This window comes from Duganella guangzhouensis, from assembly GCF_009674535.1.
Lineage (GTDB): Bacteria > Pseudomonadota > Gammaproteobacteria > Burkholderiales > Burkholderiaceae_D > Rugamonas > Rugamonas guangzhouensis.
Genome location: NZ_WKJK01000001.1, coordinates 80,971 through 105,925, shown reverse-complemented (window position 1 = coordinate 105,925; position 24,955 = coordinate 80,971). Strand labels below are relative to the sequence as shown.

The 24,955-nt window shown below is 61.5% G+C and carries 19 protein-coding genes; 6 read left to right on the top strand and 13 right to left on the bottom strand.

The window, feature by feature from the left end; all coding sequences use genetic code 11:
- Positions 1-105: 105 nt before the first annotated feature.
- Together GJ699_RS00440 and trhA are read right to left on the bottom strand one after the other, a co-directional pair.
- The gene (locus GJ699_RS00440; RefSeq protein ID WP_371867402.1) at positions 106-987 is read right to left on the bottom strand and encodes a LysR substrate-binding domain-containing protein; all 882 of its coding nucleotides are present in this window, start codon (positions 985-987) and stop codon (positions 106-108) included.
- A 13-nt stretch (positions 988-1,000) separates the two neighbouring features.
- Entirely contained in the window at positions 1,001-1,618 is a 618-nt protein-coding gene (gene trhA, locus GJ699_RS00435; RefSeq protein WP_154372047.1) for a PAQR family membrane homeostasis protein TrhA, read from the bottom strand.
- A gap of 278 nt (positions 1,619-1,896) precedes the next feature.
- Here trhA and GJ699_RS00430 point away from each other — a divergent pair, with 278 nt between their 5' ends.
- Genes GJ699_RS00430 through GJ699_RS00420 form a run of 3 tightly spaced genes read left to right on the top strand, consistent with a single transcriptional unit; the run spans position 1,897 to position 6,098 of the window.
- Positions 1,897-2,277, top strand: coding sequence for a BlaI/MecI/CopY family transcriptional regulator (locus tag GJ699_RS00430; RefSeq protein WP_154372045.1), 381 nt, complete (start codon positions 1,897-1,899; stop codon positions 2,275-2,277).
- Positions 2,277-3,986 (top strand): M23/M56 family metallopeptidase, encoded by a 1,710-nt coding sequence (locus GJ699_RS00425; protein WP_154372044.1) that lies wholly within the window; start codon positions 2,277-2,279, stop codon positions 3,984-3,986. The genes GJ699_RS00430 and GJ699_RS00425 overlap by 1 nt, the downstream gene beginning before the upstream one ends.
- Before the next feature lie 3 nt (positions 3,987-3,989).
- Positions 3,990-6,098: a TonB-dependent receptor plug domain-containing protein gene (locus GJ699_RS00420; protein ID WP_154372042.1), complete on the top strand. Its 2,109-nt coding sequence runs from the start codon at positions 3,990-3,992 to the stop codon at positions 6,096-6,098.
- Here the strand turns inward: GJ699_RS00420 and GJ699_RS00415 are convergent.
- Positions 6,095-6,472 carry a hypothetical protein gene (locus GJ699_RS00415; RefSeq protein ID WP_195763418.1) on the bottom strand — a complete coding sequence of 126 codons (378 nt, stop codon included), beginning with the start codon at positions 6,470-6,472 and terminating at the stop codon, positions 6,095-6,097. The genes GJ699_RS00420 and GJ699_RS00415 overlap by 4 nt on opposite strands.
- Before the next feature lie 107 nt (positions 6,473-6,579).
- Between GJ699_RS00415 and GJ699_RS00410 the strand changes: the two genes are divergently transcribed.
- A complete protein-coding gene (locus tag GJ699_RS00410; protein WP_229261870.1) occupies positions 6,580-7,686 on the top strand; it encodes a patatin-like phospholipase family protein in 1,107 nt (368 codons plus the stop codon).
- On the opposite strand, the gene GJ699_RS00405 is transcribed toward GJ699_RS00410, so the two are convergent.
- Both GJ699_RS00405 and GJ699_RS00400 read right to left on the bottom strand, forming a co-directional pair.
- Positions 7,683-9,380: an FAD-dependent oxidoreductase gene (locus GJ699_RS00405; RefSeq protein WP_154372038.1), complete on the bottom strand. Its 1,698-nt coding sequence runs from the start codon at positions 9,378-9,380 to the stop codon at positions 7,683-7,685. The two genes, GJ699_RS00410 and GJ699_RS00405, sit on opposite strands and share 4 nt — an antisense overlap.
- A 76-nt stretch (positions 9,381-9,456) precedes the next feature.
- On the bottom strand, positions 9,457-9,786 hold the full coding sequence (locus GJ699_RS00400; protein ID WP_154372036.1) for a hypothetical protein: 330 nt from the start codon (positions 9,784-9,786) through the stop codon (positions 9,457-9,459).
- Between the two features lie 171 nt (positions 9,787-9,957).
- Here GJ699_RS00400 and GJ699_RS00395 point away from each other — a divergent pair, with 171 nt between their 5' ends.
- On the top strand, positions 9,958-10,983 hold the full coding sequence (locus GJ699_RS00395) for a type II asparaginase (protein ID WP_229261910.1): 1,026 nt from the start codon (positions 9,958-9,960) through the stop codon (positions 10,981-10,983).
- A gap of 3 nt (positions 10,984-10,986) precedes the next feature.
- On the opposite strand, the gene GJ699_RS00390 is transcribed toward GJ699_RS00395, so the two are convergent.
- Positions 10,987-11,610, bottom strand: a complete 624-nt coding sequence (locus GJ699_RS00390; RefSeq protein ID WP_154372032.1) for a flavin reductase family protein — start codon at positions 11,608-11,610, stop codon at positions 10,987-10,989.
- Positions 11,611-11,692: 82 nt separating this feature from the next.
- Between GJ699_RS00390 and GJ699_RS00385 the strand changes: the two genes are divergently transcribed.
- Positions 11,693-12,136, top strand: a complete 444-nt coding sequence (locus GJ699_RS00385; RefSeq protein ID WP_154372031.1) for a GNAT family N-acetyltransferase — start codon at positions 11,693-11,695, stop codon at positions 12,134-12,136.
- A gap of 49 nt (positions 12,137-12,185) precedes the next feature.
- On the opposite strand, the gene GJ699_RS00380 is transcribed toward GJ699_RS00385, so the two are convergent.
- From GJ699_RS00380 to GJ699_RS00350, 7 genes are all read right to left on the bottom strand, one after another.
- On the bottom strand, positions 12,186-12,764 hold the full coding sequence (locus GJ699_RS00380; RefSeq protein WP_154372029.1) for an FxDxF family PEP-CTERM protein: 579 nt from the start codon (positions 12,762-12,764) through the stop codon (positions 12,186-12,188).
- A 273-nt stretch (positions 12,765-13,037) separates the two neighbouring features.
- Positions 13,038-14,678 carry a methyl-accepting chemotaxis protein gene (locus GJ699_RS00375; protein WP_154372027.1) on the bottom strand — a complete coding sequence of 547 codons (1,641 nt, stop codon included), beginning with the start codon at positions 14,676-14,678 and terminating at the stop codon, positions 13,038-13,040.
- Between the two features lie 128 nt (positions 14,679-14,806).
- Entirely contained in the window at positions 14,807-15,829 is a 1,023-nt protein-coding gene (locus GJ699_RS00370; RefSeq protein ID WP_154372025.1) for a formylglycine-generating enzyme family protein, read from the bottom strand.
- 12 nt (positions 15,830-15,841) lie between these two features.
- Positions 15,842-17,689, bottom strand: coding sequence for an arylsulfatase (locus GJ699_RS00365; RefSeq protein ID WP_154372023.1), 1,848 nt, complete (start codon positions 17,687-17,689; stop codon positions 15,842-15,844).
- A 12-nt stretch (positions 17,690-17,701) separates the two neighbouring features.
- Positions 17,702-19,921: a TonB-dependent siderophore receptor gene (locus GJ699_RS00360; RefSeq protein ID WP_154372021.1), complete on the bottom strand. Its 2,220-nt coding sequence runs from the start codon at positions 19,919-19,921 to the stop codon at positions 17,702-17,704.
- A gap of 873 nt (positions 19,922-20,794) precedes the next feature.
- Complete coding sequence (locus GJ699_RS00355; RefSeq protein WP_371867401.1) at positions 20,795-22,840, bottom strand: putative bifunctional diguanylate cyclase/phosphodiesterase; 2,046 nt, start codon at positions 22,838-22,840, stop codon at positions 20,795-20,797.
- 690 nt (positions 22,841-23,530) lie between these two features.
- Positions 23,531-24,325, bottom strand: a complete 795-nt coding sequence (locus GJ699_RS00350) for a hypothetical protein (RefSeq protein ID WP_154372019.1) — start codon at positions 24,323-24,325, stop codon at positions 23,531-23,533.
- Positions 24,326-24,955: the final 630 nt, after the last annotated feature.

Sequence of the window (24,955 nt, the reverse complement as noted above, 5' to 3'; positions counted from 1 at the left end):
TGAGGCTATCGGCTGACCTGCTGCCGGGCGTTCCGCTCCGAGCACGCAAGGCCAGTGTAGCCCCGCACCGTCGGGTTCTCTGTACGGATCCGCACACTGTGCCGCTTACAGTTTTTGCTGCAAAAACTCGAGGAAGCAGCTGATGCGCTGGGCCAGCTGGGTGTTGCGGTAGTAGACCGCGTGGATCTGCTGGCGGTAACCGGTGTAGTCGGCTTCCAGCACCTTGACCAGACGGCCGGCCTCGATGTCGGCGCGGGTCATGAAGTCAGCCAGGCAGACGATGCCCTGCCCGGCCAGCGCCAGCTGACGCAGCGTCTCGCCGCTGGAGGCCGAGATCGATGGCGTGATGGTCAGGCTGTTGCCGGCGGCATGGCGCAGCGGCCACTGGTTGCCCAGCTCATACTGCACAAAGCCCAGCAGCGAGTGATGCGCGAGGTCTTCCGGCGCGCGCGGCGTGCCGTGCTGCGCCAGATAGGCCGGACTGGCCAGCACGTGCAGCGGGCTGGAAGTCAGCGCGCGCGCGTGCAGCGTGGAGTCGTTCAGCGCGCCGATGCGGATGGCGATGTCGGTGCGGTGTTCGATCAGGTCGGCGATCTGGTCGTTGCTACTCAATTCCAGCCGAATCTCCGGATACATGGCGCGGAATTCGGCCACGTGCGGCACCACGCAATGCAGCATGAACGGCGAGGCGGCGTCCACGCACAGGCGGCCGGCCGGCTGCTGGCGGCGGATGCGGATGGTTTCTTCGGCTTCTTCCATCGCGCTCAGGATGGCGCGGGCTTTTTCCAGGAATAGTTGGCCTTCCTCGGTCAGTTCCATGCGGCGCGTGGTGCGCGTCAGCAGCGAGGTGGCCAGCTTGTCCTCCAGCCGCGACAGCGCGCGGCTGACGCCGGAGGTGGTCTGGCCCAAGTGGACCGAGGCGGCGCTCAGGGTGCCGCTGTCGATCACGGTAATGAAGGTTTTTAAATCGTCCGAGTTGATTTCCACCGGTATTCCATCCTTACGCCACGTAGAGCAGCACCGCGCCAAAATGGCATGCGCTGCCGCCCAGTACAAACAAATGCCAGACGCCGTGCCCATAGCGCCATTTGTGGTCGGTGACGAAGAAGGCGATGCCTACCGTGTAGACCAATCCTCCCACCGCCAGCCACATGAAACCATTCCAACCCAGCGCGTCGATCAGCGGGCTGGCGCCGATTACGCCGACCCAGCCCATCGCCACGTAGATCAGCAGCGACAGCACGCGCGCGCCTTTGGCAAACAACAGTTCCTGCAGGATGCCGATCACGGCCAGCCCCCATACCACGCCAAACAGGGTCCAGCCCCACGCGCCGCGCAGGCTGACCAGCGTGAACGGCGTGTAGCTGCCGGCGATCAGCAGGTAGATGGCGCAATAGTCCATCTGCCGCAGCACGTCTTTGGCGCGGCCGCGCAGGCTGTGATACAGCGTGGACGTCAGGTACAAGGCCAGCAAGGTGGCGGCGTAGATGCTGCAGCTGACGATTTTCCAGGCGTCGCCGCTGCGGGCCGCCTGGACGATCAACAGCGTGCCGCCGATGGCGGCCAGGGCCGCCCCTACGGTGTGCGTGATGCTGTTGAAGCGCTCTCCGTAATACATGGTTGTTTCCAATGCAGTGGTGGCTGCGGCTGAAATAGCTGCGGCCCCAGGCATTGTATAGCGCCTCGCTGCTTCTCGCCGCCGGCTTCAAACCGATACCTCGCTACGCGATACCTTGGGTCTTGCCTGATGCGACCATTCCTTTTGGGAAATTATCAAAAAGTTCATCGTAGCATATTTAGAATTAATTCAAAGCAATGTTACAAAATGATATATCTCGGCTTGACGCGATTGCGACAAGTGTCGCATAATCATCCCATTAGTCGCATGGAGGGTGTATGTCTGGAGTGATTCCTTCGGTCAGCGAGCTGACCTTGCTGAAAGTGCTGTGGAAACAGCAACCGCTGAGCGCGCGCGAAATCCACGATGCGGCGGCCGATGAGCTGGATTGGTCGTTCTCGTCCACCCGCAAGACGCTGGACCGAATGCTGGAGAAGCAGATGGTGGGGGTGGAGGCGGTGCACGGTATCAATGTCTATAGCGCGCGGCTGGAGAAGGTGGGCACGCTGGCGGCGTTTGCGCATGATTTCGGTCGGCGCGTGATGGAGATGGAGGCGCCGCTGCCGGTGGCCATGTTCACTGGCAGTAAGCTGGTCGATCAGCAGGAGCTGGCGCAGCTGGAGCAAATGCTGCAGGACTGGCCGGCGGACGAGGCGTGATGATGACCGCGTCGGTGGCGCTGGTGCAGTGGCTGTTCGCCTGTGCCAGCAGTGTGATGGCGGGTCTGGCGGTGTGGCTGCTGCTGAGCGGCGCAGCGCGCGTCTGGCCGGCGTTGCGCACGCGGCGCGTGGTGTGGCTGGCGGCGCAAGCGGTGGTGGCCGGCGCCGCCCTGCTGCCCTTTGCGCCGCACCGCGCGGATCTCAGCATCGCGCCAAGCGTAACGCTGACGGCCATGCCAGCGCCGACGGCCACCAATGTGGGCGATGCGTCGACGGCCATCGACAGCGCCACGACGGCGCGCCAAGCCGAGTCGCCATCCCACGCCATCGCCGCTATGGCGGCAACAGCTACCGCGCCGGCTGCTGCGGCCCCGGCGGCGGTGGGGGCGACGGCGGCGGTGCTTGCGGTGGCGCGGACGGCTGCGGCCAGGTCCGCCACCGACACACCGCTGTCTTGGGTGCTACCGCTGTTGGCGGCGTTGTGGCTACTCGTTTATGGCGCTGGTCTGACGCGGGCGGTCGTCCGCCAGCTGCGCACGCGCCGTGTATGGCGCACTTTGCTGGCCAGCGCGCAGCGTCTATCGCCAGCGCAGTTGCAGGCACATGGCGCCTTCCTGCCCGCCCAACTGCGTGAAATCAGCCAGCACCGGTTGACCGTGCTGCGCACGGAGGCCGCCATCTCGCCAATGCTGGCCGGCGTGTTCCGCCCACGGCTGCTGCTGCCGGCGCATCTCGACCTGCTCAGTCTCGAACAGCAGCAAATGATCGTCGCCCACGAACTGCATCACTGGCGTGCCCGCGATCCGCTGTGGCTCGGCCTCGCCGCCGTGCTGCAAACCCTGTTCTGGTTCAATCCCGCGCTGCGCTGGATGGCCAAACAGATGGAATGGGCACTGGAACTGCACTGCGATCAGCAGGTGCTGCGCGGACGCCCGCAACAACAGCGCAAGCAATACGCCGCCGCCCTGCTCCAGCAATGGAAAGTGCACACGATGCTGCAGCCAATCGGCGCAGCAGCCTTCGACGGCGCCACCACCGCCGCCCGCATCCGCCACATGCAGCGCGACGGCCTGCCCGCGCTCAGCACCAGCGCCGCCTGGCTAACCGGCATCGCGCTGACCGCCATCCTCGCCACCGGCGTCGTGCTGCAACCAGCGTTGGCCTACAGCGTGGCCGCGTTGCCGACTCCAGCCGACGCAAACACCCATGCAGCCGCAGCCGGGGAGGATGCCGGGGCCACGAGCGCCACCGTCACCGCCGTCTGGCGCGCACCGCTGGACAAAGTCCGCGTCATCAGCTTCTTCGGTGTGACGCGCAGCGTACCGAGCACGCCGCACAAAGGCATCGACTTCGCCGCCACCGAAGGCACGCCGGTCCACGCCACCGCCGCCGGCACCATTATCGCCGCCGGATGGATCACCGAGAACGACGGCCGTTACGGCAAAGGCGTCATCATCGACCACGGCGGGCAGCGTTCACTGTACGCGCACCTAAGCAACGTCAACGTCAACCCCGGCCAGCAGGTGCAAGCCGGCCAATTGATCGGCGCTGTCGGCCAGACCGGCCTCGCCACCGGTCCCCACCTGCATCTGGAAATGCGGCAGAACAGCCAGATCGTCGATCCCGCGCCGATGTTCGCCAACCTGGACGTTCACGCCACCGCGCGCGCACTCAGAGTCCGCCGCCAGCAACTACCCGAGAAGAGATAAACCATGTCGCCCCAACATATCACCAGCAGCTTGCTGCTGGCGGTGACCGCTTGCGCCTACGCTTCGGAAACGCCAGAGCCGCAACAGGTCCAGATCAGCGCCAAACGCGAAGACCAGCGCCAGCGCGAGACCACCACCAGCATCGTCATCAACCACGCCGACATCGTGCGCCAGGGCGACCAGACGCTGGCCGATGTGCTCAAGCGCCTGCCCGGCATCAGCATCAACGGCACCGCAATCCAGATGCGCGGCCTGGGCAACGGCTATACGCAAATCCTACTCAACGGCCAGCCGGTGGCTGCCGGCTTCTCGCTGGACGCGGTACCGCCCGAAACCATCGAACGTATCGAAATCCTGCGCGGTGCCACGGCGGAGCTGAGCAACCAGGCGGTGGCCGGCGCCATCAACATCATCCTGAAAAAAGCGGCGACGCCGGCCCAGCGCTCGTTCAGTGCTAGCCTGGCGCGCCAGAATGGCCGTAGCACGCCCACCATCAGCACACAGCTGTCGGACCAGGACGGCGGCTTTTCCTACAGCCTGGCCGCCACGCTGACGCGCAAGCTGACCGCCCGCCCCTTCACAGACTGGCAGGAACAGACCGACAGCGAAGGCCGCACCACGCTGCTGCGCCGCACGCAGCAACTGGAAGCAGTCCGCACCAACGCGCTGACGCTGACACCGCGCCTAAGCTGGCGGCTGGCCGATGGCGATACGCTGAACTGGCAAAGCTTCGCCTTCATCCGCCGCGTCGACAGCGTCACCAGCGCTGACGAAACGGCGCTGATCGGCGCACACAGCGAGTATCCACGCAGCGTATCCAACTTCGTCCCCAACTTCGTCATGCTGCGCAGCGATGTGGAGTGGACGCATCTGCTGTCCGACGGCGCCAGGCTGGAGACGAAGCTGGGCATCGCCACCAATCGCCGCACCGGCACTTTCGATTTCAACGGCATGGACGCGGATGGCAAGCCGGCCGGCCGCCACCACGTGGATTCCGGCCCGACCGAAAACACGCTCACCAGCACCGGCACCTGGCGCCATCCGATCGGCGAACAGCATGCGATTGCAGTAGGCTGGGACGCCAGCCATGCGGTGCGTCGCGAGGACCGCGACGAAACGCTGTTTGCCGCCGATGGTTCAATCACTGGCGGCAGCAACGCGGACTACAGCGCCACCGTCAACCGTCTGGCGCTGTTTGCGCAGGATGAGTGGCAGGTGACCAAGCGCTACTCGCTGTATCTCGGCCTGCGTCACGAACGACTGGATACGGCCAGCCGCGCCATCGCGGCCAACGCGCCGGATGCGCTGGACGCCAGTTCCGCTGTATGGAGTCCGTCGCTGCAATCGCGCTACGAACTGGCCAACAAGGATGTGCTGCGGTTGGCGATCAGCCGTACTTACAAGGCGCCGCCGCTGTCCAAGCTGGTGCCACGCCGCTATACCACTGATAACAATAACAATCCGAATAATCCGGATGAACAGGGCAATCCCGAGCTGCGGCCGGAGCTGGCCTGGGGACTGGATGCGGCGTACGAACATTACCTGGGCGACGGCGCGCTGGTCAGCGTCAGCACCTACGCGCGCCGCATCCGCGATGTGACGCAAACGCGCTTGTTCGAGCAGGATGGCGTGTGGGTGGAGGCGCCCTTCAACAACGGCAACGCCAGCACGCAGGGCGTGGAGCTGGAGGCCAAGCTGCGACTGACGTCGGCGCTGGACTTGCGGGCCAATCTGGCGCGCAACTGGTCGCGCGTGGACAGTGTTCCCGGACCGGACAACCGGCTGGAATCACAGGTGCCGGTGACGGCCAACTTGGGCGCGGACTATCGCTGGTCGCGCTGGACGGTGGGTGGGAATTTGAATTATCAGGCGGGTGCCACGTCGCGCCAGTCGGCGCAAGTGGTGACGCGCACCAGCGCCAAGCGCGAGCTGGATCTGTACGCGCTGTGGAAGTGGGATGGCAAGACGCAGCTGCGGGTCGCGGGCAGCAATCTGCTGCATCAGCAGGCCAGCGAAATCCGCGACTATGACGACGACACCGGCCACCAGCGCCGCATCACGCTATCGCCCGGCTACGCCACCGTGCGCGTCATGCTGGAGCGGCAGTTTTAATGCACGTAGCGGGCGATGTAGTAAGTGGCATACACCAGCGCTGAACACACCGCGCTGCTGCCGGCGAACAGGCGCCAGGTTTGTTTTTCCAGCGCGCGGTAAAGCTCGGAACGGATGGACTCGACCTGCGCCTTGGTGGCGTAGGTTTCCTTAACCCAGTTGACGTCGTTTTGAAGTATGCCTATTGATGCCTGAGTTGCCGCTTGCGCATCACGCACTTCCTGTAGCTGTTTTTGCAAATCTAGTTGGCCTAAACGCAAAACTTCCACCGCATCGACGATACCTTCGATGCTGCTTTGCATGACAGCAGTGCGGACTAGCAAGGTCTGCAGCGTCTCGTTGAGTGGTGTGTTATTCCCGTCCATGAGGACCATGATTGCCCTGCGTTGGACGCCGGTCAAGCGGAACGCTCAGCCTATGTCGAATAGATCAAACTTCCCGTTTCCGGACTGAACGACCGGCTGTGGTATGGTGGCGGCCTATGACGCAAGAATCGTATAAACCGTATAAACGTTGCATGGTGATGGGGGGCGGAGGTTTCCGTTTTGGCATCTACATCGGCATGTACGCCGCGCTGAAGGAAGCCGGCCAGGCGCCGGATGTGCTGCTGGCCAGCTGCGGCGGCGCCATCGCCGCCACCATCATTCACAACCTGCCCGAGCCGGATGCCCAGCGCGCCTGGCTGACGTCCGAAGACATGTACAGCTTCTGGTGCAGCCTGCGCGCCACCGAGCATGCGGCGCTGTACGGCACGCTGCTGCGCGCGGCCAAGCGCAAGCTGTCGAGCGCGCCCGCGCCAGTGGTGCCGGACCTGTTCAACGATTATCTGTTCGAGATTCCGCCGCAACTGCCGTTCCCGCCCGCCAGCGGTACGCCGGCCGTGGAGGTCGCCATCATCGGCGGCAAGCTGCTGTTCGGTCCGCAGGATGTCGGCCAGCGGCGCGGCCAGCGCAAGCTGTACGCGGAAACGGTGTTCTGCAGCGAGCGTGCCGCCGCCGCGTTGCGCGACATGGAGCCGCCGCTGAGCGCGCCACGCTGGGGCAATCACGCCATTGCCAATCAACTGCTGACCGACACCGGCACCAACGTCAACGACGCGGCCCGCATCTCGATTGCCGACATGGTCTACTTCCGCTCCGCCCAATATCGCGGCGACGAATACATCGGTGGCGTGCTGGACCTGTTTCCGGTCGAAATCGCGCGCCGGCTGGGCGACGAGGTCATCATGGAATTCAAGGAAGCCTTCGACCAGGTGTTTTCGATTCCGGCCTGGCGCGCGGTGCTGGGCGTGGACGGCAACGCCCGCCTGCGCTACGCCAACAGCCACCTTGCCGATATGCGCATCGATTCGTCGGACGTGTCGGTGGTGCTGGAAAAGCAGCAGCTACAGCAAAAGCTGCACTGGCTGCGCAACCGCATCGAACTGCAGATGCCGCCCAGTTACGACATCTTCGTGCAGCACATGCGCGACCAGTGGCAATACGGTTACGAGCGGGCGCGCGAGGCACTGGCACGGCCACCGCGTCAGCAACCGCCGATACGATGCGCCAACCGCCACAGCAAACCGCTCAGCAGCATCGAGCCTTAAAGCAGGTCCGAGGCCAATGCCTGGTGCAGCGAAGCCACCGCTGCCGAGCCCTCGCCCACCGCCGCCGCCACCCGCTTAACCGAACCGCTGCGCACATCGCCCACGGCGAAAATGCGCGGCCGGCTGGTCTCCAGGAAGTGGCGCGGACGCTCCAGTGGCCAGCGTGCGGCCGGCACATCAGGGCCGGTCAGCACAAACTGTTTGTCGTCCAGCGCCACGCAATCGCCCAGCCACGCGGTGCTGGGGTCGGCGCCGAGGAACAGGAACAGATGGCGCGCCGGCGCCTCGCGCGGTTCGCCACCGGCGGTCTGCCAGCAGATGCTTTCCAGCCGCTCGCCGCCGCGCAGTTCGACGATCTGTTTATGCGTGTGCAGCGTGATCTTCGGTGATGCCTCGATACGCTGAATCAGATAGCGCGACATGCTGGCCGCCAACCCGCCCGAGCGCACCACGATGTGCACATGCTTGGCGTGGCCAGACAGGAACACCGCCGCCTGGCCGGCCGAATTGCCGCCACCGACGATCACCACTTCCTCATCGGCGCAAAAGTTCGCTTCCATGAACGAGGCGCTGTAGTAGACGCCGCGTCCCTCAAAGCGCTCCAGTCCCGGCAGATCCGGTTTGCGGTAGCGCGCACCGCTGGCGATGACGATGGAACGAGCGCGCACCTGCTCGCCGCCATCAAGCTGGATATCGTATTCCGGATGCTCGCAGTTGACGGCGCTGACCTTGACCGGCACCGCCACCTCGGCGCCGAACTTGCGCGCCTGCGACAGCCCGCGCCCGGCCAGCGCCTGGCCCGAGACGCCGGTCGGGAAGCCGAAGTAATTCTCAATCTTGGAACTGGCGCCGGCCTGGCCGCCGGGCGCCTTGGCATCCAGCACCGCCACCGTCAGCCCTTCGGACGCCGCGTACACCGCCGCCGCCAGCCCAGCCGGGCCGGCGCCCACCACCACCACGTCGAACAGCCGGCCATCGATGCTGTCCGGGCTGATACCGATGCCGTCGGCCAGCTGGCGCAGCGTTGGCTGGCGCAGCACCTCGCCGCTGAGCGTGACCACGGCCGGGATGTCGTTAGCGCTGACACCGAAGCGGGCCATCAGCTCGCGCGCTTCAAGGTCGGCCGGGTTGTCGGTGTCGAAGTAGGCCGAGGGCTGGCCGTTGCGGTTGAGGAAGTGGCGCAGGATCAGCGTCTGTTGCGAATCGCGCGCGCCAAACAGCACCACGCCGCCGGTCTGGTCCGACATGTAGGCGACGCGGCGCAGGATGTAGGCCCGCATGATGAGTTCGCTCAGCGCGGCCTCGGAAATCACCAGCGTGCGCAGCGATTCCTCGCTGATGACGATCAACTCGCTATCCTCGACCACGCGCGCGGTGGCGACGGCGGCGCGTCCCGCCAGCGAGCCCATCTCGCCGGTGAACATGCCGGGACCATGCCGGCCCAGCAGCGTCGAACCCAGCACCGAGCCGCGCTCGACCTCGACCGCGCCGGAAATAATCACGTACATCGGAATATGGCGGTCGCCCTGGTGGAACAGCACGCTGCCAGCGGCAAAGCGCTGGCGCTCGCCATAACGCAGCAGAATGTCGAACTGTTCTTCGCTCAGGGTGGGGAAAATCTGGTGGCGGCGGTTGCCGATGTCGGATGATGCCAAGTGAGGGGCGGTGTTGCCTGCCCCGAATGTCTGTTCCATGCCATATTCCTCGCGAGGTGATACGGCAATGATAGCGCCAATTACGCGCTGTCGTGCTCTCCCCTTGAGACAGGGCTCAGCGGCACAGCTGCTGCCATTGCGCCTCGAACTCGGCGGGCGAGACATCCTGCGCCAGCAAGGTCAGGTCGCGCGCCACCGAAATATAGCGCTGATAGCCGATATAGCCGCCAAACGCGTCCTTGGCGTTGACCTCGCCGCAGGCACCGCCGCCCTTGCCGACGAACTGGTTGCGGAACTGAGCCTGGCCGGGGTCGAGCACTTTTTCCCGCACATATTTCTCGCCCAACGCGGTCAGCGTGACGTTTTCTTCATGCAATTTCTGCTCGGCCGTCTTGCCGCAGGCGGCCAGCGCCAGCAGCCCTATTATCGTGATCGCCAATCTCATATATAGTCTTGTCCCAAGGTATTTCCCACATTTCCTGACTTAACGCTGCAACATGCAATATTGTTGACATGCTGTTGATTTGTTATTATCTAAAGTTTTACTATTTGAAGAGGAGACCACATGTCGTACCCAACCACTGCTCGCTGGTGCAAAGCCCTGATGGCCTGTGCAATGTTGCTCAGTTCCTATGCAGGGGCAGCTGACAAACTCGCCCATGTGACCATTCTGGCCACCGGCGGCACCATTGCCGGCAGCGGCGCCAACAGCACCACCACGGTCGGCTACACCGCCGCCACCGTCGGCGTCGACCGTCTGATCGCCGCCGTGCCGGAACTGGCCAAGGTCGCCGATGTCAAAGGCGAGCAAGTGTTCCAGATCGCCAGCGAAAACATGAGCAACGACCATTGGCTGAAGCTGGCCAAGCGCGTCAACGCCCTGCTGGCCCAGCCGGATGTGGACGGCATCGTCATCACCCACGGCACCGACACGCTGGAAGAAACCGCCTACTTCCTGGACCTTACCGTCAAGAGCAAGAAGCCAGTCGTGCTGGTCGGCGCCATGCGTCCCGGCACCGCGCTGTCGGCTGACGGTCCGATCAACCTGTACAACGCCGTGCTGCTGGCCGCCAGCCCGGACGCGGTCGGCAAGGGCGTGCTGGTCGCGCTGAACGACCAGATCCACGCCGCGCGCGAAGTCACCAAAACCAACACCTCCACCCCGGACAGCTTCAAAACCCCGGAACTGGGCATGCTGGGCTACATCCAGGGCAACAAGCCTTATTTCTACCGCTTGCCAGCCCGCAAAACCACCGCCGATACCGAGTTTGACATCAGCAAGCTCGACACCCTGCCGCAAGTCGATATCATCTATGGCTACGCCAATGCTAACCCAGTTGCGCTGAACGCGCTGGTAAGCGCGGGCGCCAAGGGCATCATCAACGCCGGCGTCGGCGACGGCAGCCTGGCCGCTCCGGTCAAGGAAGCGCTGATCCAAGCCCGCAAGCAAGGCGTGCTGATCGTGCGTTCCAGCCGCGTCGGCCAGGGCATCGTCGCTCGCAACGGCGAAGCCAACGACGATGAGCTGGACTTCGTTGCCTCCGACACCCTGAACCCGCAAAAAGCGCGCATCCTGCTGATGCTGGCCTTGACCAAGACCAGCGACACCAAGCAGATTCAGCGCATGTTCGGCACCTACTAAATCTTACGGATAGCTGGGCCGCGTCATGCGGAACAGGCTATCCGGCTGGATTTCAAAATAATCGGCCGGGCCGCCGCCACGCAAAATGGTGCGCGATCCGGCCGTGTCGTATATGCCGTCGCGCAGCAGTTCTTGCGCGATATGCACCCCCACCACTTCCCCCAGGATCAGCCAGCTATTGGTGTCCGCGCCGGATGCGCCTTGCAGGCGGATGATCTGGGTACGGCGGCATTCGAACGCCACCGGGCTTTGCGCCACGCGCGGCACGCCGACGATGTTCGATCGCGCCGGCGTCAGGCCGGCCAGCTGAAACTCGTCCACCTCCGGCGGCGCGGCGGCGCAGCTGGCGTTCATCGCCTCGGCCAGCGGCCGGGTGGCCAGGTTCCAGACAAATTCCCCGGTTTCCTCGATATTGCGCAGCGTGTCCTTTCGGCCCAGGCTGGCAAAGCCGATCAGCGGCGGCGTATAGTTGAAGGCGTTGAAAAAGCTGTACGGCGCCAGATTCAGCACGCCATCGGCGGCGCGGGTGGAGATCCAGCCGATCGGCCGTGGGCCGACGATGGCGTTGAAAGGGTCGTGCGGCAGGCCGTGGCCGAGTGCCGGTTCGTAGAAGTAGTCGTTATCCATGCCCCGATTTTATACTGGCGGGGACTTGCGCGTATGGCTTGCGGGCTTTACGCTACGTAAATCACTTACTTGAAGCACGTACATGGATCTCGATTTGCAATTCCGCCTGCTGAAGGCCATCCCCACCACCAAACAGTTGATGAGCTATCGCAAGGATGCCGGGCTGGAAGGAAGCAAACCGCGCCCGATCGCGGTCAACGAGCGCTGCACTGTGCAGTGGGTGGCGGTGGAACTGAAAAACAAGCAGATCGGCATCGCCCGGCTGGAACTGGCGCCGCCGGAATTCTGCTTCATGTCGGAGTTGATGATTATGAGCCCGCATCGCGGCCAAGGCGTGGGGCACTGGTTCATCAAGCGCATCGAGCAGCTCTGTCTGAACGCTCACATCAAGCGCCTGATGCTGGTGGCCGGCGACGGCACCGACAATTTCTACAAATCGCAGGCCTTCATCACCGATCCCTTAATGCCGCGGCTGATGCGCAAGGAGCTCAATCCTTTCCAGCGCAAAGTATTCGCTCCATCCTGAAATAGCCACGCCATGGGCCTAGACTGGCTGCTGGCGTGGCGTTTTCCGCTTACGCCTGCTTGGCTTGCTTGCGGCGCGCCACAAAGCCCATCAGACCCAGGCCGGCCACCAGCATGGCGTAGGTTTCCGGTTCCGGAACAGCGGCCACGCCAATGGTCAGGTCGGAACCGTAGGAACCGCCGCCGTTGCCCACCACTTTGCCGTCGACTTCGACATAATAGCTGCCTGCGCTCAGGCCGCTGGCGCTCAGTTCCCAGTTATCGGTAATGCCGGTGGTGGTGTTGCTACCGGTGTAGGTGTTCAGGATGGCGTTGGTAACCGGATCGTATTGCACGATGCTGAGGCCGGTAATCAGCAAATCCTTGATGGTGCTGGACTTCAGATAGCTGGAAGTCAGCGACGCCGACGAATCGTAATTCGTGGTCAGCGTGAACAAATACTTGTCGGTGAAGCTGTTGCTGCTGTTCACACTGCTGAAGTTGTTACCGAAGTGGGCGTTATAGCCGCCCTCGCCGTCACTATCCAGATTGACGGTGACCGTTTTCCCCACGGTCGCAGCAAAAGCCGAAGCGCCGAACAGGCTGGCGCCTGCAATCATCGAAGCGAGCACGATATTTTTGATTTTCATTTTAGTTCCGTTAGTAGTTAGCGATGAACATCACAGATTTCCGGAAACCCTTATCCGGTGACGACAAGCATAAAATCCTGCTGTTTCGTCAACTGTTAGCGCACTAACACAAATGACAAACTGAACTAAAAATCAACACCTTGCGGTTGTTAACAAATTCTGTGGATAAGACTGTTAACAAGCACGAAGTGCCTTAGCTAACATGTTGTTTAGAAAGGAAAAAGTTTTCCTGCGCATTTTTTAGGCAGGAGAACTTATCCACCGCGCCGGCGCTTACCTGCCGCTGGCGAGTCTGCGCTCGATGCGCGGTGACCCGGCATGGGCCTGATACTGCCTGGCCGGCAAATGGGAAACCACCGAGGTCGACGCTTCCAGTTTGAATTGCCCGACCACGCCGCTTAAATGCACCGCCTGGTCTTTCAATTCCTCGGCCGCCGCCGTGGCTTGTTCCACCAGCGCGGTGTTCTGCTGCGTCATGCCATCCATATTGCCCAGCGCCTGGCTGACCTCTTGAATACCGACGCTTTGCTCCTGGCTGGCGTGACTGATTTCCGCCATGATTTCGGTCACCCGGCGCACGCTCGCCACCACCTCATGCATGGTGGTACCGGCTTTTTGCACCAGATCCGAACCGCTGCCGACTTTTTCCACCGAATCATCGATCAGCGATTTAATTTCCTTTGCGGCCTGAGCAGCGCGCTGCGCCAATACCCGCACCTCGCTGGCGACCACGGCAAAACCACGCCCCTGTTCACCGGCGCGCGCCGCTTCCACCGCAGCATTCAAGGCTAGAATATTGGTTTGGAAGGCGATGCCGTCAATCACCGAAATAATGTCGACGATCTTTTTGGAGGAATCATTAATCGACGCCATGGTATCGGTGACCTGGCGCATCACGGCGCCGCCCTGCTCCGACACGTCCGACGCCGACTGCGACAGGTGATTGGCCTGCTGCGCATTGCTGGCGTTTTGCTTGACGGTCGAGGTCAGTTCTTCCATCGCCGTCGCCACCCGCTCCAGCGACTGCGCCTGCTGTTCGGTGCGCTGTGACAAATCAACATTGCCGGCCGCAATCTCATTCGAGGCATGGGTGATCGACTCGGTGCCATGCCGCACTTCATCGACGATACCGGCCAGACTGTCGCGCATGCTCTTGATCGCAAACAGCAAACTACCGTTGTCGGCCGGCGCCAGTTGCACCTTGACCGCCAGATCGCCCTTGGCGATGCGGCTGGCGATTTCCGCCGCATACACCGGCTCGCCGCCGAGTTGTTTCAGCAGCAGCCGCTTGATCAGCACGGCAATCACCACACTCAACACAAAGGCGACCACGGCCAACACCGCCACCAGCCGCTGGGCGCCGCTGGCGTAGTCTTCCACCACCTCGCCGGCGGTCTCCGATTCTTTCTGTGCCGAGCTGACCAGCACGGCCATGTCCTGCACGATGCGCCGCCGCAGCGGGCTGCATTCATTGACCAGGAAACGGCCAAACTCTTCCATCTTGCCGGCCTCGCGATATTGGCGCGGCCGCTTCAGCTCGTTCGCCATCGCCAGCAAGCCTTCCTTCACCTTGGCAAACTGGGCGTCGTTGGCGTAAGCCGGCGTCATCTTGTCCACGGCGGCCAGATAGATCGCTTTTTGCTCATCGACGATGGCGAGTTCCTTCAGCGCCTGGGCGTCATCGGTGAAGATGTAGGCGTTGCGCGCCGCCAGGCCGGTTTGCGCCAGCGCCTCACGGGCCTGGTAGAGCGGCTCCAGCCGCTCCGCCGCGATGCGGTTGTCCTCGTGAAAGGCCTTGGCCAGTGCGTTCACGCGCATCACCGAAAAGATGGCCAGCGCCAGCATTAGCGCGGTCAGCATGCCGAAGCCCAGCGACAGCTGGGTGCCGATTTTTAATCGTTTAAAGGAATCCATATAACGCTCCACGGATAGAGTCGCAGGATCGGGGCGATATGGGAAAGGGTGTCGGGGCGGGGACGAACACCACTATGCGCCAAATAATTCCTTAAATCAACAAAAATGAAACTAGCGAAACGCACCTGTCATGACGCGCGCAACACCGTGCGGAAACCGATGTGGCTGGCGCCCAGGTTGGCTTCCTGCGATTCCCGCGCCGAGGCGCGGTAGCGCACGCAGTAGTCCGGCGAGCACAGGAAGGAGCCGCCTTTGATCACCATCGGCACATCGGGCCGGTGCGCGCCGGCGGCAGCGGCCACGGCGGCGGTGTCGCCGTTGTTATGCGGCTGACGCGGGCCGGTGTAGGCATCCTTGGTCCATTCCCAGGCATTGCCGATCATGTCGTACAAGCCGAAGGGATTGGCCGCGTAACAGCCTACCGCCGCCAGTCCGGCATGTCCGTCCTGCGCGGTATCCTTGAGCGGGAACAGGCCCTGGAAATAGTTGGCGCTCGGACGGCCTGCGCCATCCACCGGCGCCGCATCCAGCGCGGCATCGCTGCGGCCCGCCTTGGCGGCGTACTCCCACTCCGCCTCAGTGGGCAGATCGCGCCCCAGCCAGTGCGCGTAGGCCAGCGCGTCGGCTTCGGTAATCATGATCACCGGCTGGTTGGGCGGTGGCGGCGCCGGACTGGCGCCGGTCGGATTGTGCCAGCTGGCACCGCGCACATAACTCCACCAGGCATAGGAACGGCGCTGCAGTTCCTGCTGGTCCGGAGTGTGGAACACCACGCCGGCGCCCTCCTTTTCCGCTTCCGTCACATAACCGGTGGCGCGCACGAAGCGTTCAAACTGGGCGTTGGTGACTTCGGTCTGGTCGATCCAGAAACCGTGCACCTTGACCGGTTGTGCATCGGCCGGGCGCTCGTCCTGGTAGCCACGGGTGCTGCCGAACACAAACTCGCCATCTGGCAGCTTGACCATGCCGGCGCGCGGATTGCGGCCCCACTCCGGCGGCAGACCGCCGCCGGCCTCGCACAAGGCTTCCGTGCCAAGCGCGGCCAGAACCGGGCTGGGCCGCACGCCGGCGCCGGCGCCCGTGAACCAGGCCAGCGCAGCACATCCGAGCAGACTGCCAACCGCCAACTGTTTGATTACATTCGTGCGCATGCTGCTACTCCATCAATAGAAGCCGGCCGGACGCAGCGGTTCCACGCCGCCAACCTGCTTCATGTAGGCGTGCCACTGTTGCACCAGCTGCGCCACCAGTTCCGGATGCTCGGCCGAAACGTCGTGGTTTTCGCCCCGATCATTACGCAGATCGAACAGCTGCCAGTGACCGTCCACCGGACCTTGCGGCGGCTCGACCCAGACCGCTTTCCAGCGGCCTTCATCGCTGAAGTAGTAGGCGCGGCCGTAGGACTCGTCGGCGAACGGCAGGCCACGCTTGCCGGCGGCTTGGCCTTGCAACAGCGGCAACAGCGAAGTGCCGGTGAGCGGATAGACATTGCGGCCGTCGTACACCACCTTGCCCTCGTTGCGGTCGCGCTTGGTTTCCGGATCGATATCGGCCGGCGCCTTGCGCTGTGGTGGCGTGATGCCGGCCAGCGCCAGGAAGGTGGCGGTGTTGTCGGTCACATAAGTCTGCTCGCGCAGGATCGGCTGCTGCTGGAGCTGGCCCGGCAGCTTGATGATCAGCGGTGTCGAAACCCCGCCTTCATTCGACGCGCCCTTGACGTTGCGGAACGGCGCGGCACTCACCTCGGCCCAGCGCAGGCCGTATTGCAGACGCTTCAGCTGATCGGTGCCCAGCTTGGCGTAAGCGTCGCCTTGCGCGTTGGCTTCGTCGGTCGCCTTCGGATCGGCGCCGCCGTCCACCGGCCAGCCTTCGGCGCCGTTGTCCGACTGGAACATGATGTAGGTGTTGTCGTATTCGCCGATATCCTTCAGGTGCTGGATCAGCAGGCCGATGTTGTGGTCGAGGTTATCCACCATACCAGCGTAGATTTCCATGTAGCGCGCCTGCGCTTTTTTCTCCAGCGGGGTCAGGCTGTTCCACTTCTTCACCACCCGGCCCGGGCCGTAATCGACATAGCCCTGCGGCTTGCCGTTGATGGCGTTGACGTAGCGCGCCTCCGGCTTGCCGCTGTTGGGCGTGGCCGGCGAGCGTTCCAGCGTTTCCGGCAGACCTTCATACGGTTGGAAGTCGGCCGGAATAATACCCAACTGCTTCATGCGCGCGATACGCGCCAGGCGGATCGCGTCGTAGCCGGCGTCGTAGCGGCCCTTGTACTTGCTCAGGTAGGGCTCCGGCACCTGCAGCGGCCAGTGCGGCGAGGTGTAGGCGGCGTAGGCGAAGAACGGCTTGCCGTCGGCGCGCTGCGCATCGATGTAGCTAATCAGCTTTTTGGTGTAGAAGTCGGTCGAGTAGAAACCGTCGCCCGGCAGCACGAACTGGCCGTCTTCCGCATAGTTCTTCGATCCTTCCGGTTCATGGCCGTAGTGATTGCGCGCCGCGCCCGGCAGCAGCGCGTAGCTGCGTTCGAAGCCCCACTGATCCGGCGTCTTGCCCTGACCGGGCTGACCGCCGCCCAAGTGCCACTTGCCAGCCATGTAGGTGTGATAGCCGCCATCGCGCAGCAGTTGCGCCACCGACAGCGAGCTATCGTTCAGATAACCCTCGTAGCCCGGCAGACCACGCCGTTCATCGCGCGGCGCGCCCATCGTGCCCTCGCCGACCAGATGGTGATCGGTGCCGGAAATCAGCATGGCGCGGGTGATGGCGCACACGGTGCCGGTGTGGTGGTTGGTCAGCAGACGGCCCGCGCGCGCCAGCGCATCGAGGTTGGGCGTTTCGATCTCGCCACCGTAGGCGCCGATGTCCGAATAGCCCAGGTCGTCGGCCATGATGTACAGGATGTTCGGTCGCTTGGCGGCGGCCGCCGCCAGAGGCGCCTTCGGCGTTTCCTGCGACACGCTGCAAGCGCCCAGTGCAATCGCCAAGCTGGCGATCAGTGGATATTTTTTCAAACTGGTCTCCTTTTACAGTTCAAAGCTGAGGTTCAGCGATACCTGACGCGGCGCGCCGATCTGCAACGCGTTCGACGCGGTCGAATACCAGTAGCTGCGATCGGCCAGGTTGTTCACTTGCAGGCGATAGGTCAGATAATGGCCGTCAACACGGCTGCGATAGCTCGCGCCCGCGTTCAGCAGCGTGTAGGCCGGCACCAGCCAGTTCGGGTTGTTGGCGCTGTTGGCCGCCTCGTTACCGATATAGCTGGCGTCGGCGTGCAGCGAGAAGCCGGCGATCTGCGGCACTTTCAGGTCCGCGCCCAGCACGGCCTGGAAGCGCGGCGTGCTCTCGACGCGGTTGCCGATGATGGTTGGCGTGGTGTTGCGGTACTTCGCATCGAGCCAGGTGGCGCCGGCGTTGACGGTCAGCCAACGTTGCAGATCGGCGTGGCCGTTCAGCTCCAGCCCCTGGTAGCGCAGCTCGCCGCCCTGAACGTAAATACCTTGCGGATTGGTGCTGTAATCGGCATAGGCGGCACCGCGACGGACGCGGAACAGCGCGGCCGACGCGCCCCAGTCGCTGCGGTCGGTCTTCACGCCCAGCTCGGCCTGACGGCTTTTCAGGGGCGCCAGTGCTTCGTTGGCGTTGGCGTAAGTGGTCGACACCGTGCCGCCGTCCTCCAGCGCTTCCACATAGCTGCCGTAGATGGTGGTGCTGGTGGTTGGGTGGAACAGCAGCGCCACGGTAGGTGTGGTCGGCTTTTTGTTATAGGCCGAGGTCGACGCGCCGGCGGTGTTGTAGTTCAGGTTTTCATAATTGACATAGCGCGCGCCGGCCAGCAGCGACCAGTTCTGGTTGAAGTCGATGGTATCGCTGGCGAACAGCGACTTCTGGGTGTAGGTCGAAATGGTGTAGATGCGGCGATCGTTGACCGAGGTGTCCACCAGCACCGGCGGCGCCTGGTACAGATTGCCGACCGTGGCCGCGCTGTACAGACTCAGCGCCGACTGATAGTTCAGCGTGCGGCTCAGCCCCTGGCGGCCGGCGCCGAACACCACGTGGTGCTTGATGGTGCCGGTGTTGAAGGCGCCGTCGACCGTGAGGTTGAGCGCGTTGTAGGTCAGGGTCGGGCGGTAGTACGGATTCAGGCGGTTGCTGTAGGCGCCGTTCTGGTTGGTCAGGTACAGCGATTCGATCGAGCTGTCGATGCGCTTGAAGGTGTGGCCGTAGGTCAGATTGGCCTTCCAGTCATTGTTGATGCGCCAGTCGACGGCGCTGGTGCCCATCCACATCGTCGAATCGTAATAGGTGCTGGCGTAGGCGCCGTAGTTGGTGTCGCCGGCGACCGGCTTCGGCAGCCCGGAGGCGGCGGGATAGGCTTGCAGCGAAATAGTCGGCACGCCGCCGTTCAGGTCGCGCTCCTGGTAGAGGATGCCGCCGCTCAGCGTGATGTCCTGGCTCAGACGCGCGTCCAGCGCCAACGCAACCGCGTTGCGTTTCAGGCCGGCGCCGTTGTAGGTATCGCCCTCCTCGTGCGACACGTTGGCGCGGTAGCCGAAGCGGTTGTCCTCACCGAAGCGGCCGCCGACATCGACGTGCTCGCGCCAGATGCCGCTGTCGGTATAGCCGATATCGGCGCTGAACAAGCGTTCATCGGTAGGCTTTTTGGTGACGTAATTGATAATACCGCCCGGCGCCGCGAAACCGTACAGGAAGCCGGTGGCGCCCTTCAGCAGTTGCACCGATTCGAACGCCTCCAGCGGCAGCTCGACACCGTACATCTGGAACGGCTGACCGTCGATCTTGTAGCCGTTGGTGAAATCCAGCGTCAGGCCGCGCACGCTAACGGCGTAGGAACTCTGGGTGTAGGTGCTGCCCTTGGCGCTGACCGATGGATCGTCCACGAACACCTGGGCCAGGCTAGCGATCTGGCGGTCCTGGATCTGTGCGCTGGTGACGGTGGCGGTGGCGAATGGGGTTTCCAGATCCGAGCGGTCGCCCAGCGCACCGCGTGCTTTCGCCTTCTTCGCTTCGCTTTCGCGCTCGGCGGCAACGGTGACGGTCGCCAGACCGACGGTGGTGGCATCGGCTTCGGTGGCGGCGGTGGCTGCTGCGGTGGATGCGGCAGCGGCGGTGGCCGGCAACACCGGGGCGTCCTCTGCGGCAAACGCCTGCGGCGCGGCGGCGAAAAGTGCGGAGACGAGCAGGCTGATACGCCGGCGACGCACGCCGGAATAGGAATTGATCATGGTATGTCCTGATTGTTTTTGTCGAGTTATGCAGGACGCGCCCGGGGCATCCAGCTGCAAAAGGCCTTAGTGGCTTGCATCATAAAGTTGGGAAAAACTGCAAACAACGAATTGTTCCAACTATCAATATGCAAATTTTTTGTAGTCTGGATCTTCTTTTATGCCTAAAAGCTATAAAGCGAGGATGGGCGGCAGGGCTCACGCGTTTTTCGCATAAGGTTAGAGGTTGTTAACAAATTCTGTGGATAAGCTTGTTATCAATGCTTAGTTTCAGGATGCAAGCCATTGTTTTTATTGAAGAAAACCTTCCTGCACATTTTCTATCCAATGCACAGCCGTCGACTGAAGAAACAACGAGCACTATAGCTGCACCGTCCCCGTTATCACCGTCGCCCGGCTCACCCATACGTAGCCAATTCCCAAGGCAGCGGACTAATATCGCGCCAGCGTGGTAATGCCGTTCAGTTAAGCGCCGTCGTCGCGGCGTAAGCCGGGCGGTCGGCCGCTGCTGCCCATGCTGAATTTGCTTGGCATAAGCCCTATGGATTCCGGCTTTCGCCGGAATGACGATGGGCAATCTCTGCTTAACTTAACGGCATTAGCGCCAGTGTGGCGGTTTCTCGCTCAATAATAATCCAAGCGTGGCGAAGACAATTATCAATCAAGGCAAGCAATGCAAAAGAAATCAACACAAATATTTGAGCGACTCGCAGCTGGCCAAACCGGCCCACTATATCAATCCGTCGGCCGCCATATAATCAGCTCATCGTCCAGAATAGCGCAAACCTTTAATCCATCGCGTTTAGCGGTTGATCAACGCCCGATGCTTTGGCGCCAAAAATCAGCTTATACGCGCCAATTTCTGGCATGAATTCACAGGCATTGGCTTAGCGATGCCCTGAAAGCGGCTGCAGGCATCGGTCGACCGAACAGATAGCCTTGGTAGCGGGAACAGCCCAGCTGCTCCAGGTAGTTGCGCTGCGCCATGTTTTCCACACCTTCCGCGATAACATCCAACTGCAAACTGCTCGCCATCGCAATAATCGTCGAGACGATAGCCTGGCCATTATTGTTACTCACCAAGTCGTGCACGAAAGACTGATCTATTTTTAATTGGCTCAACGGTAGCCGCTTTAAATACTGCAGCGATGAATACCCAGTTCCAAAATCATCCAACGAAAAACGTATGCCAAGGAATTTTAATTTCTGCATCTTGGAAATGGTATCCTCTATATTCGCCAGCAGGATACCTTCCGTCAGCTCCAGCTTTAATCGTTGAGGATTAATGCCGTAACTTTCAACGCACTCCTCGACTTTCTGGCAGAAATCCCATTGATGCAATTGGGCGGCACTGATATTGATTGCCAACGTCAAATGCTCGGTCTTCGGATCGTTTTGCCAGCGCTTCAGCTGGGCGCAGGCGGTGTCCAGTAACCAATCACCGATCGGTAATATAAGCCCCGTTTCCTCCGCCAATGGAATAAACCTGGCCGGAGAAACGAAACTGCCATCTTCCTGTATCCAGCGTATCAACGCCTCGGCCCCCGTGGCAGCGCCGAATTGGTCAACTTGAATCTGAAAATAGAGCTCAAACTGCTTCTGTTCGACCGCCATCCGCAACGCCTCCTCCAGCTTGGCGCGGGCGTTGATGGTGTCCTGCATCTGCTGGTCGAAGAAGCGCATGCCGTTGCGGCCGGCCTGCTTGGCTTGATACATGGCAATATCCGCCTGCTTTAGCAACTCATCCGGATGGGCTGGACGGCCGTGGTGGAACAGTGTGGCGCCGATACTCGGCGTGCTATAGCAAGGATGGCCGGCCAGCATATAGGGGCGATTCAGCACCTCCAGAATCTTGGCGCCCAGCGCCTCGGTCTGTGCAGCGGCTTCCATGCGGTCGCTGCTCATGCGCTCCAACAACACCACAAACTCATCGCCGCCCAGCCGCGCCACCGTATCGCCCTGACGCATGGAGGCGAGCAAGCGCGCGCCGACCTGTTGCAGTAACAAATCGCCAACATTGTGGCCCAGCGTATCGTTGAGCGTCTTGAAATTGTCCAGATCGATGAAGACCAGTGCACCGTAGCTATCATGAAGATTGCTGGCCGCCAGCACTTGGCGCAGGCGCTCCTGCAGCATGCGGCGGTTGGGGAGACGGGTCAGCGGGTCAAAAAAGGCCAGATTGCGGATTTCATCGCTGGCGGCCTTGCTGCGGGTGATGTCGGTCAGCGCGGCAACGTAGTTGCAGATCGCGCCCGCCTCGTCGCGCACAGCCGCAATACTGAGATGCTCGGGATACACCTCGCCATTTTTGCGGCGATTCCAGATTTCGCCCTCCCAGGAACCCTGGTGTGCGATCGTTTGCCACATGGAGCTGTAAAACTCAGCTTCATGCCGGCCGGAACTCAGCATCGCCGGGGTCTGTCCGACCGCCTCGTTCACGCCGTAACCGGTAATGCGGGTAAATGCCGTGTTGACCTTCAGAATGACGCCATGGCTGTCGGTGACCATCATGCCTTCTGAAGATTCGAAAGCGGTAGCGGCAATCCGCAACTCCACTTCAGCCTCGTGACGCTCCGTGATATCCACATGCACCACCGCCACGCCCTGCCAGCCATGCGCCAGCGGCGACACCGTCATGCTGTACCAACGCCTGCGATTCGGCGTCTGGCAGGGATATTCCATCTGAAAATAGCCGGTACGGCCAGCCAACACCTCGCCGATGCCGACAGCAGCAGCGCCAGCGCCTTCGATCCCGGCGCTCCCCCCGTTACGGCAAACCTCAAGATAATTGCGGCCGATATCGCTGCGCCCAACAGGTCGCCCTTGTTGCAGACCACAGCGACGCCAGGCGGCGTTGACGGCAACGATCTCGCCACTCATGTCCAATACCGCGATCTGCTCCGGCAACGCATCCAGCACAGAGCAGGCCAAGCTCAACCGAGGATCGACCTCACCTTCAGCATGATGACTGAACTTACATTCGGACCTGAGGTTAGTCCGCGTATCTGGACTCACAGTCCCTCCCTTCCGCTGAAAAATACTTCCAACAGAATAGTGATCTATATCAACAGAAAGTATGATCCAGATCAAAAGGATCCGAAACCGTGACAATCTACGGCGAGTTGTCTCCCGATTGAATAGAACTTAGAGGAGGAACACATTTATACTTTAACAATCAAACGCTTGGATCAACGGACATGAAACCAGATGAGCACAAAAACAAACGCACCCGCAGGCAGTATTACGACGCCAGGGCTAACTGACGGACCTATCGACCACTGGCTTGCAACTTTTGAGCAAAATATTTCGGCAGTAGAGGACTGGTTGCTGAAGATGGATGACATCCTCGCTCAACCGTTTCCGGATGCTAAAGTTCTTCGCCTATCGTCGCGAGACATCAGTATGGTTTTGGATGAGGCGACCGCTCAACTCAAGCAATCTAAAGACAAAGCGTTAAATGAACGATATCTTGGCCTAATCCAGAAAATAGAAAGCTATATCAAGCGCTCAGATGCTGCGATGAAACAGTCAGACGCTCGGCTTGCCGTCAGTGAAGGCGTCGACCAGCTCCTACAGGTAGAACAGGATAACGCTCCCGAGACTGATCCGTTACCCCGTCTTTTGAGCAGCTTTCCTCTCTTCTCTCTGCTTGGCCCAGTTGTGAGCTGCTTCCAGAGCAAATTTTGGAATTTTCATCCACTTCGCCGCCTCGTCCGCAAGCTCAGGATTAACCCATAGCGGTGCGTTGATAGCCTGCCAGTTATTTCGAAACATCACGCTCCTCCTATTTGAGAGAGAAAACATGAGGTTCTGCCATACCAAAGCGTCGTGTGCGGGGTGTTTTTTATCCTCAAGAACCTTTTCTAGAAAAGCTCCTTCAATTCGACCAAACTTCGCCGGTCCGCCTATCCCCGCCTCTATTTCACGCACCCGTTCAAGAAGCACCTTCTCACTTGGGGTGTCGGCATAGTGCCTTACGTTTAGCGGCCGACAGTACTGGCGTAGGTGCCAAACCAGGTGGTCGAGTTGCAATAGTTCGTAGTCGTCCAGTGAAAGGGAGTGGATCAAATACCGGTCGCCCTGGCACTGCGCGATGTGGTCGAATACCTGCTGTTCCCCTTCGTTGAGACTTATCTTGAACGGGAGCGATTCGTTGATAAGAGCCAACGCCGCGCCGATGTCATGCGACAAGTTTTTCGTGCTGTGGCGGTTCAACATCAAAATGCACTTCAGGTACTTTTCAATGGCTTGCTCAGCAGACCAGAGAAAAGGATTTGCAAGTCTTGCCCGCATAGCCATTCGAGCCGCAATATAGTCAGCATCGCCGGTTTCCCGAAAACAGCGGATCGCGAATTGATTTATTTTTGCGTGCTGTGGCGGCGGCACATACTTGGCGCGGTCCATTCGAACTCCAGTAGATTGTCTTCTTGCAATCTTATCAGTAGTTTGGCTCGCAGCCCTGATCCTGAATAAGTACGCAGCGGAATGTGCCTAAGTGCGCACCTCCGGCCGGGTTTCGAACCGCTGTAGAAACCCGCCCCCCATAGGGGAAAGTGGCCGATTTTCTGCGCAGAATTGACCGCGTTTCCGAACGATTTCGGCTCGAATAAGTTCGCAGTTTGGTGCGCAGTTGGCGCTGGCCGGCGCCGACTTCCTCACAATGAGGGAGTGTGCTGGTCGCGACGGCGTAGCTCACCCTTGAGGAGGAGCTCGGCGCCACGTCGGCGGCGGCCGTCGGCTCACAATTGAGCAGTCGGTCCGCGCGATTATTCGCGGCCTAAAACTGAGCTGCGAATCTCAACCAGGTGACCGATGCAGGAAATCCGGCATCGCCCCGAATTTTGGGAAAACCTCATCCCCTAAATACGGGGAAATCCCGTATTTACGCCAGCCGCGAACCGGGAAAATCCCGGTATGGGAAATTCCATAGCGCTACCGTCGCCAGCCTCCTGAGACTCAAGGAGGTGTCCGCCGGTGCCGCACTCCTAAATTTTCAGGAGCACGCCCTGTCCTCAATATGTCCCCACTTGTCCC

Bases quoted from the DNA above. Each gene is read 5' to 3' on its own strand.
- GJ699_RS00430 (WP_154372045.1), top strand. From the start codon at position 1,897: ATGTCTGGAGTGATTCCTTCGGTCAGCGAGCTGACCTTGCTGAAAGTG.
- GJ699_RS00350 (WP_154372019.1), bottom strand. From the start codon at position 24,325: ATGGACCGCGCCAAGTATGTGCCGCCGCCACAGCACGCAAAAATAAAT.
- GJ699_RS00400 (WP_154372036.1), bottom strand. From the start codon at position 9,786: ATGAGATTGGCGATCACGATAATAGGGCTGCTGGCGCTGGCCGCCTGC.
- GJ699_RS00425 (WP_154372044.1), top strand. From the start codon at position 2,277: ATGATGACCGCGTCGGTGGCGCTGGTGCAGTGGCTGTTCGCCTGTGCC.
- GJ699_RS00405 (WP_154372038.1), bottom strand. From the start codon at position 9,380: ATGGAACAGACATTCGGGGCAGGCAACACCGCCCCTCACTTGGCATCA.
- trhA (WP_154372047.1), bottom strand. From the start codon at position 1,618: ATGTATTACGGAGAGCGCTTCAACAGCATCACGCACACCGTAGGGGCG.
- GJ699_RS00390 (WP_154372032.1), bottom strand. From the start codon at position 11,610: ATGGATAACGACTACTTCTACGAACCGGCACTCGGCCACGGCCTGCCG.
- GJ699_RS00360 (WP_154372021.1), bottom strand. From the start codon at position 19,921: ATGATCAATTCCTATTCCGGCGTGCGTCGCCGGCGTATCAGCCTGCTC.
- GJ699_RS00415 (WP_195763418.1), bottom strand. From the start codon at position 6,472: ATGGTCCTCATGGACGGGAATAACACACCACTCAACGAGACGCTGCAG.
- GJ699_RS00385 (WP_154372031.1), top strand. From the start codon at position 11,693: ATGGATCTCGATTTGCAATTCCGCCTGCTGAAGGCCATCCCCACCACC.
- GJ699_RS00410 (WP_229261870.1), top strand. From the start codon at position 6,580: ATGACGCAAGAATCGTATAAACCGTATAAACGTTGCATGGTGATGGGG.
- GJ699_RS00370 (WP_154372025.1), bottom strand. From the start codon at position 15,829: ATGCGCACGAATGTAATCAAACAGTTGGCGGTTGGCAGTCTGCTCGGA.
- GJ699_RS00375 (WP_154372027.1), bottom strand. From the start codon at position 14,678: ATGGATTCCTTTAAACGATTAAAAATCGGCACCCAGCTGTCGCTGGGC.
- GJ699_RS00395 (WP_229261910.1), top strand. From the start codon at position 9,958: ATGTTGCTCAGTTCCTATGCAGGGGCAGCTGACAAACTCGCCCATGTG.
- GJ699_RS00420 (WP_154372042.1), top strand. From the start codon at position 3,990: ATGTCGCCCCAACATATCACCAGCAGCTTGCTGCTGGCGGTGACCGCT.
- GJ699_RS00380 (WP_154372029.1), bottom strand. From the start codon at position 12,764: ATGAAAATCAAAAATATCGTGCTCGCTTCGATGATTGCAGGCGCCAGC.